This window comes from Geobacillus sp. ZGt-1 (assembly GCF_001026865.1).
Classification (GTDB): domain Bacteria; phylum Bacillota; class Bacilli; order Bacillales; family Anoxybacillaceae; genus Geobacillus; species Geobacillus thermoleovorans.
Genome location: NZ_LDPD01000066.1, coordinates 1 through 1,881 on the forward strand (window position 1 = coordinate 1; position 1,881 = coordinate 1,881).

Here is a 1,881-nt window from a genome sequence, read left to right on the forward strand (position 1 = left end):
TCGGCTTCCGCCGGCGCCGCCGCTTCGCCTGTTTCCACTTCCACCCGCTTCGCATTGGCCGCTTCTGTTTTGGCTTCGCGATCAACCGCCTTCTCGCTCGGTTGATCGCCAAACAGCAAGTTCCCGCCGACAATCAAAATGAGCAGCACGACAACGGCAATGGCTCCATTGAGCCAACGGTTGATTCTCCGCCGCTTGGCGCGGGCGGCAAAGCGTGTCCCCATTTGCGCCACCGTCTCCTCTCCCTTCTTTGGATGATGTTCGTGCTGGAAACATGGATTCCCCTTACATTTGGTTCGTCACTTCACTTCATTTTTGGCGTGGTCATAAGCATAAAGCGCCTCGACTGCGGCGGCGAACACATCATTCGTCGAGGCCCGCCCGCTCGGGCAGTCGAGCTCAACGACAGCGAGGGCGTATTTCGGGCGGTCGGCTGGAAAATAGCCAGCAAACCATTTATTAATGAATTCAGCACCGCCGTCCATTTTTCCTGTCTCCGCCGTCCCGGATTTGCCGGCGACCGGATACGGCAGCGAACGGAAGCGGCGGCCGGTGCCATCCTCTTTGGTGACAACGCTGCGCAAAAGCCGCTGCAGCTCTTCGGCCGTCTGCGGCGCGATCGGCGCCATGTCTGAAGCCGGTTGAGGCGGAAACGAAAAGAGGGTCGCACCGTTTTTATACAGCACTTTGTCAACGGCCCGCACCTGAAGCGCTTCGCCGCCGCGGGCGATGGTCGCCATCATGTTGGCGACGCCAAGCGGCGAGACGCGTACATTTTTTTGCCCGATCGCCGTTTGCGCCACCGCAAGCGGCACCCTCTTGTCGCGCGGATCATGCCAAATCGTTCCTTTCTGCTCCTCCGGGAACTGACGGAAATGCTCTTCATGGTACACCGCCCCTTCCCAGCCGGCCGTCGGATACAGCCCAAGCTTTCTCGCATACGTTTCAAACGCATCGGGATCGTGCTCGATCAACTGCTTGCCGAGCGTGGCGAAAGCATTGTTGCAACTGACGGCAAAGCTGTCCGCTAAATCAAGCATGCCGTAATCATGCTCCTCATCGCGGGTTTTGCCGTCAATTTTTCGGCTGCAGTCAAACGTTGTCTCAAGCGAGGCGAGCCCCTCATCAAGCGCCGCGGCCGCAATGACTGTTTTAAAAATCGAGCCAGGGATTTGCGGCAACACTATTTGGTTTTCCGCCCCGCGGTTTTTGTACGGATCACGCGGATCCATGTTTGGGCGGCTGACCATGGCGAGCACACTGTTTGTGTCAATATCCAGCAAAACGAGACCGCCTTTTTTCAACCCGTATCGGTCAACGATCTGCTCCATCTCTTGCTGCAAGTCACGGTCAAGCGTCGTTTGCACGGTGACGGGATAAAACGGGTTGCCCGTATCGCTGTATTTGACATCGAGCCCAAACAGCGGCCGCCCTTCGGCGTCAACGTGATAAAGCAGCTTCGTTTCGCCGTCGGCGAGCAAAAACTCATCAAACGCCTTCTCAAGTCCTTGAATGCCCACTTCGGTCTTTGGCGGCAGCGGCCGTTTTGGATAACGCTTCTTGATGAGCTCCTGATCTGGGCGGGTGAAGCCAAGCAAATGCGGAGCGTACACCACCTCAAGAGAGTATTGTTTATTGACAGCTAAGACGCCCGGAATGCGCAAATCGTTAATTTGCTTCATTTGCTGGGCGCTCAAGGCGAGCGGCTCTCCATCCTTCTCTAAGACGAACGGACCGTCCGCCTGCTCAAGCTGGCGGCGGATCTCTTCTTTAGAGACGCCGGTGATGCGGGCGACTTGTTCCATCGGCCATTTCATCGTCGTTAAAAACGGGAATAAGACAAGCAACGGCACGTATCGCTTCGTGAGCGGCGCGCCATTT

General features: G+C 56.8%; 1 protein-coding gene and 1 pseudogene. Both read right to left on the reverse strand.

Annotated elements, in window-relative coordinates; translation table 11 throughout:
- Positions 1–224: pseudogene (locus VU18_RS15540) on the reverse strand (hypothetical protein); the annotation flags it as partial.
- A gap of 75 nt (positions 225–299) precedes the next feature.
- On the reverse strand, positions 300–1,881 hold a 1,582-nt coding region (locus VU18_RS15545), incomplete at its 5' end, for a penicillin-binding protein 2 (RefSeq protein WP_047758449.1).